The sequence below is a fragment of the Hydrogenimonas sp. genome (assembly GCF_029933015.1).
GTDB lineage: Bacteria > Campylobacterota > Campylobacteria > Campylobacterales > Hydrogenimonadaceae > Hydrogenimonas.
Window position 1 is genome coordinate 1 of record NZ_JAOZOZ010000012.1, and the last position, 5,616, is coordinate 5,616.

A 5,616-nucleotide genomic window follows, 5' to 3' on the forward strand; every position below is an offset into this window, starting at 1 on the left:
TTCGAGCCTTCGAGAGTGAGGTTGTACATCAGTCCTTCGTTGCCGAAGACGAAACCGACGACCGGGTCTTTGAAGTCGATCGTGTTGATGTCCTCGCCCACGCCCCACTTCGCCAGGGCCACGGAGGCGTCGGCACCGATCTTCCAGCCGTCGCTGTTTTTGAAGTCGTCGAGGGCTTTTTGGGTCAGAAAGACGATGATGACCGACTTTCTCTGGGCGCCGATCTGAAAGCCGTAGGAGGCTGCGACCGTGTTGTAGTAGCCGACGATCTTTCCGCCGACCAGCAGCGCGCCTTCGCCGTATTCGCCGCCGATGCCGAATCCCGCTTTGTAGACGTTGGGGAAGACGAGGTACCCTTTTGCTTTGCGCAGAAACTCCGATCCCCCCTTGACCTCTTTGTCGAATTTTTCGATGGCCGCTTTGACCTCGATGTCGATCTCCTCTTTCGAAGCGGCCTGCAGGAGCTGGGCCGAGAGGATGAAGAGCGCCAGAAGAATGCCTCTGATTTTTTTCATGGGTTTCGATTCCTTGTGTCTGTTTTTGAATGGTCGGAGAAATTATAGCCCAAAGGCGTGGATTTTTCGTGGAATGGCCCTTAAACCGGTTTAAACGGCCATTCTACATTGATCACAAAGCGCCTTCTCAACTGAAGCGTAGTAAAATCGAATCCATATATTATATTCGACGATTGGAAAAACCATGCGTGCAGTGATATCTCTTTTTTTTCCTCTGTTTCTTTTCGCCCAGGTCCATTACGCGAAGCTGGAGCCCGTGGAGAGCTACGTCGTCAAGGCGGCGGCGGCCGGGCAGGTGGTGATGGCCGACGAAAGCGCCGAAGGGCGCATCGGTGACGGAAAGATCGTCGTGCAGATCGACGACAGGGTCGACAGGGCACAGAAAAGTGCGCTGGAAGTGACGCTGGACGCACTGAAATCGACGCTGAAACTGACCGAAGAGATGGCGGCCAACCAGCAGAAGGTCTACGAAAAGGATTATCGCTACTATCTGCGTACCAGGGATATGAAGACCAAGTCCCAGACCGAAAAGGACCGCATCTTTTCGACGATGATGGCCTCCAAAAACCAGCTTCTGAGCCTGAAAGAGAAGATCGCGACGCTCAAAAAACAGATCGCCGACACCGAATATCAGCGGGTGATGCTCGAAGACAGGATCGCCAAGAAAGCGGTGCGGGCGAAGGGGCTCTACATCTACAAAGTGGCGGTGAGAAAGGGCGACTACGTCAACCCCGGCGCCCTGCTGCTCAAGGCGATGGATACGAGCCGCGGACGTCTGGTGGTCTTTCTCGACGCCGACGAGATGGAGAACCTCGATCGCAAAAAGATCTATCTCGACGGCAGGGAGACCGATCTGCGTTTCGAGAAGGTGATCCGGGTCGCCGACGACGTGCACATCTCCTCCTATCGTGCGGAGATCGTGCTGGAGAGGCCCGGCGGACTCTTTTCCAGACTCGTCAAAATAGAGATCAAATAGGAGAATGGCGCTCATGAAAACGACAGCATGTCCTCTGGACTGTTACGACGCCTGCGCGGTGGTCGTGGACCCGGAAAGTCTCAAGATGGCCGGTGTGCCGAACCATCCCTTTACGCAGGGGACGCTCTGTCCGCACCTGAACCGGCATATCAGAGAGGCCGAGCGGATCAGAAGCCCCAGGATCGACGGCCGTGAGGTTACGATGGAGGAGGCGCTCGAAGCGGTGGCCGAAGCGATCGAAGCGGCGGGAGAGGATTTCCTGCTCTACCGTGGCAGCGGCAACGTCGGTTATATGCAGCGGATCACCGAAGCCTTCGTGGCGGCCCGTGGCGGCTGGACCACCGACGGGTCGCTCTGCGACGGTGCCGGACAGGCCGGCGTGGAGGAGGGGCGGGGCATCTCCCTGGCCCTTCCGCCCGAATCGATAGCCGAAGCGGACGCCGTCATCGTCTGGGGGCGCAACGTATCGGTGACCAACTCCCATATGATGAAGCTTCTGGAGGGCAAGACCCTGATCGTCGTCGATCCGGTCCGTACGAAGATCGCCAAAATGGCCGACCTGCATATGCAGATACGCCCCCGCAGCGACTTCCAGCTGGCGGTGCTGCTGGCGCGCTTCATGTATATGGAGGAGATGGCCGACGAGACGTTTCTGGAAGAGAAGTGCGAAGACGCCGAGGACTACTACCACTTTCTCCGCTCCTTCCGTGTCGTCGAGGCTCTGGAGACGTGCGACATCACCCTCGACGACCTGGGGGACATGCTCTACCAGATGCTTCACAAAAAGTGCGTCTTCCTGGTCGGCACGGGCGTGCAGAAGAACAGCATCGGCGACCAGGTGCTCCACGCCATCGACGGCCTCGCCGCCGTCATGGGTTTTTTCGGAAAGCCCGGATGCGGCGTCAGCTTCCTGGCCGACTCGATGGCCGGCTTCGAGGACCCGATCCCGATGTCGCCCAAACGGGTGGCAAAACCGGTCGCTCCTTTCGGGCGCTTCAAGACGGTGCTGGTGCAGGGGGCCAATCCCCTGGCGCAGATGCCGGGACTCGCGAAGGTCGAAGAGGAGATGGAAAAAGTCGAAAACCTGATCTACTTCGGACTCTACGAGAACGAAACGAGCCGGAAGGCGCGCATCGTCCTGCCCGCCAAGGATTTCCTGGAGAAGGAGGACCTGCGTCTGAGCTACGGCCATCCCTGGGTGCAGCCGATGCCCAAAATCAAAGAGGCGGAGTTCGGCATCGGCGAGTACGAGCTGACGAAGTTCCTCTTCGAGAGGTTCGGATACGACGGACTGAAAGAGGAGAGGGCGTACATCGACGCGATGCTGGATCAGTGCAAAAAAGATGGGGAGTGGTACAGATCCCCGGCCTACGAAAAGCACCCCTACGAGGAGGGTTTCGAGACCGACAGCGGCAATTTCGAGTTTCTCGAAGAGTTCGAGGACGATTACGAAGAGGAGGAGGGGCTCTGGCTCGTCACGCCAAAAAGCCCCCGCTCCCTCAACAGCCAGTTCGTCAGGGAGAGCCACGTCCGGCTCCACCCCCGCCACGGTTTCTCCGACGGCGAGAGGGTGCGCATCGTCAGCGAGCACGGCGAAGTGGAGCTGCCGGTGGAGACGACGGAGGATCTGCGTGAAGACTGCGTCCTCGTCTACGCCGGAACGCCGGGGGTCAACTACCTGACGCCGCCCATGAAGAGCCTGTTCGGCAAGAGCGCCTGCTATCAGGAAGTCAAAGTAACACTGGAGAAGATATCATGACACTCAAAGAGATGGATCAAACCTACGTCCTGCCCACCTACGCCAGAAACTACGTCCACTTCGTGCGGGGCGAAAACTCGATGCTCTACGACGCGGAGGGCAGGGATTACGTCGATTTCGGCAGCGGCATCGCCGTCTGCAGCGTCGGCCACGGCAATCCCCGCCTGGCGGAAGCGATCTGCGACCAGGCCCGAAAACTCATCCACACCTCCAACCTCTACCTCATAGAGCCCCAGGCGCGGCTGGCCAAACGGCTGGCGGAGCTGAGCGGCTACGACGTGCAGACCTTTTTCGCCAACAGCGGCGCGGAAGCCAACGAGGGGGCCATCAAGATCGCCCGGCGGTACGGCACCGACGAGGAAGGGAACGTCAAACGCTACAAGATCATCACTCTGGAGCACTCCTTCCACGGGCGCACCATCACGGCCCTCAAGGCGACGGGACAGGAGTCGATGCACACCTATTTCGGCCCTTTTCCCGACGGATTCGTCTACGCGAAGGATATCGCCAACGTCTACGACCTGATCGACGACCACACGGTGGCGGTGATGATCGAGCTGGTCCAGGGCGAGGGGGGCGTGCAGCCGATGGAGAAGGAGGCGGTGCAGCGGCTGGCCGAAGAGCTGAAACGGCGGGATATCCTGCTGATCGTCGACGAGGTGCAGACGGGTATCTACCGCACCGGCGAGCTGCTGGCCTCCAACCTCTACGAGATCACCCCCGACATCGTCACCCTGGCCAAAGGGCTGGGCGGCGGCGTGCCGATCGGCGCCATCATGACGACCCACAAGAACATCCTCAAAGCGGGCGACCACGGCAGCACCTTCGGGGGGAACTTCCTGGCGACCCGGGCGGCCCTGGAGGTTCTGGAGATCCTCGAGGAGAGAAAAAACAGCGGAGAACTGGACCATATGCTGCTGCTTTTCGAAGAGCGCCTCAAATCCTTCGTTCCTAAATATCCCGAACTCTTCGAAAAGGAGGTCGGTACGGGACTGATGCGCGGCCTACGGGTCAAAGAGGGCAAAGAGGCGGGCGACATCGTCAAGGCGGCTTTCGACGAGCGCGTCGTCGTCCTCAAAGCCGGCAAGAACACGGTGCGCTTCCTGCCTGTGCTCACCATCACGAAAGAGGAGATGGATCTTGGATTCGAAAGGTTCGAAGCTGCGCTGGATCGCCTCTAGTCTGCTGGCCGCCTCCCTGCTGAACGCGGAGAGTCTCGACAGCCTCCTCTCGGCACTCAAACGCGAAAGCCTTCAGCTTCAGCACGAGAAGAACCTGGCCGACAGCGGACAGCTGGAGTACAGCTGGGTCAACCCGGTCATGCTCAGCTACACCGACAGCCGCAACGAGCAGTTCGACGAGACGCAGAAGCGCCGGGAGTTCGTCGTGAGTGTGGACCAGCCCATCTTCAAGAGCGGCGGGATCTGGTACGCGGTCAAATACGCCGACGCCTCCAGAAACGTCGGGGACCTCTCGATCGAGGCGCAGCGGCGGCAGCTGATCAAGCAGGTGGTCGCGACCCTCTTCAACTTCAGGAAAAACGACTACCAGATCAGAAAGCAGAAGCTGCTGATCGAAAACGACCGTCTCGACATCGAGCGCAAGAAAGAGCAGTTTCTAAGCGGCGATCTGGACAGCGGGTTTCTGGACCAGGCGATTTTGAAGAAGAACCAGGACACCCTCAATCTCTACGTCCTGCAGGATACGAGGGCCCAGTTGCACAAGCAGTTCAGGGACCTGAGCGACGCCGATCCGGCGTCGATTGCGCTGCCCAGGCTTTCGCTGATAAAAAAGGAGAGGTTTCTGAAAAACCATATCGATCTGGCCAGGCAGAGAGAAGCGGTGACGCAGAAGGACTACTTCAACATCATGACATGGGCCCGCTACATGCCCACCGTCTCGCTCCAGGCCAGCTATGTCAAACCCTACGAGAACAGCTACTTCTTCACCGGTGGTAGGATGACGGACATGACCGACGACTACTACACCTACGGTTTCAGGGTCACGATGCCCCTGGATATCAACAGCTACTACACGATCGAATCGACCCGGGTCGACTATCTCAACGCCAAAGTGCAGCTCTCCGACCGGAAGAGGGAAGCGGACAACGCCTACACGGCGGCGCTGAAACGGCTGGAGGTGCTCGACCGGATGATCGCGCTCTCCAAAGAGGACGAAAAGCTCTACGGCAGTCTCGTCGAGAGCACCCGGGAGAAGGTGGAAGCGGGCGAGATGACCGAATACGATCTCAAAACGATGGAAAACTCCAGAACGATCCGCCAGCTGGATCAGAAGATTTTCGACCTCGACAAGCAGCTTGTACTGCTCGATCTCTACGAAAAGAGTTATGTGGAGCCGGGGAATGG

5 protein-coding genes are annotated in these 5,616 nt (G+C 58.8%); 4 read left to right on the forward strand and 1 reads right to left on the reverse strand.

Translation table 11 applies throughout. The annotated features are described in order from the left end of the window. On the reverse strand, positions 1 to 515 hold a 515-nt coding region (locus tag Q1K23_RS01760), incomplete at its 3' end, for a YSC84-related protein (RefSeq protein WP_300361635.1). 184 nt (positions 516 to 699) lie between these two features. Between Q1K23_RS01760 and Q1K23_RS01765 the strand changes: the two genes are divergently transcribed. The 4 genes from Q1K23_RS01765 to Q1K23_RS01780 form a co-directional block, all read left to right on the forward strand. After that, complete coding sequence (locus Q1K23_RS01765) at positions 700 to 1,491, forward strand: hypothetical protein (RefSeq protein WP_300361637.1); 792 nt, start codon at positions 700 to 702, stop codon at positions 1,489 to 1,491. A 13-nt stretch (positions 1,492 to 1,504) separates the two neighbouring features. Further along, positions 1,505 to 3,250 carry a molybdopterin-dependent oxidoreductase gene (locus Q1K23_RS01770; RefSeq protein WP_300361639.1) on the forward strand — a complete coding sequence of 582 codons (1,746 nt, stop codon included), beginning with the start codon at positions 1,505 to 1,507 and terminating at the stop codon, positions 3,248 to 3,250. Next, positions 3,247 to 4,431 carry an aspartate aminotransferase family protein gene (locus tag Q1K23_RS01775; protein WP_300361641.1) on the forward strand — a complete coding sequence of 395 codons (1,185 nt, stop codon included), beginning with the start codon at positions 3,247 to 3,249 and terminating at the stop codon, positions 4,429 to 4,431. Before Q1K23_RS01770 ends, Q1K23_RS01775 begins: the two co-directional genes overlap by 4 nt. Further along, the coding region (locus tag Q1K23_RS01780; RefSeq protein ID WP_300361643.1) for a TolC family protein at positions 4,391 to 5,616 on the forward strand (1,226 nt) is incomplete at its 3' end. The genes Q1K23_RS01775 and Q1K23_RS01780, both read left to right, overlap by 41 nt.

Excerpts from the sequence above, each read along its gene's own strand:
- Q1K23_RS01765 (WP_300361637.1), top strand. The coding sequence starts at position 700 with ATGCGTGCAGTGATATCTCTTTTTTTTCCTCTGTTTCTTTTCGCCCAG.
- Q1K23_RS01770 (WP_300361639.1), top strand. The coding sequence starts at position 1,505 with ATGAAAACGACAGCATGTCCTCTGGACTGTTACGACGCCTGCGCGGTG.
- Q1K23_RS01775 (WP_300361641.1), top strand. The coding sequence starts at position 3,247 with ATGACACTCAAAGAGATGGATCAAACCTACGTCCTGCCCACCTACGCC.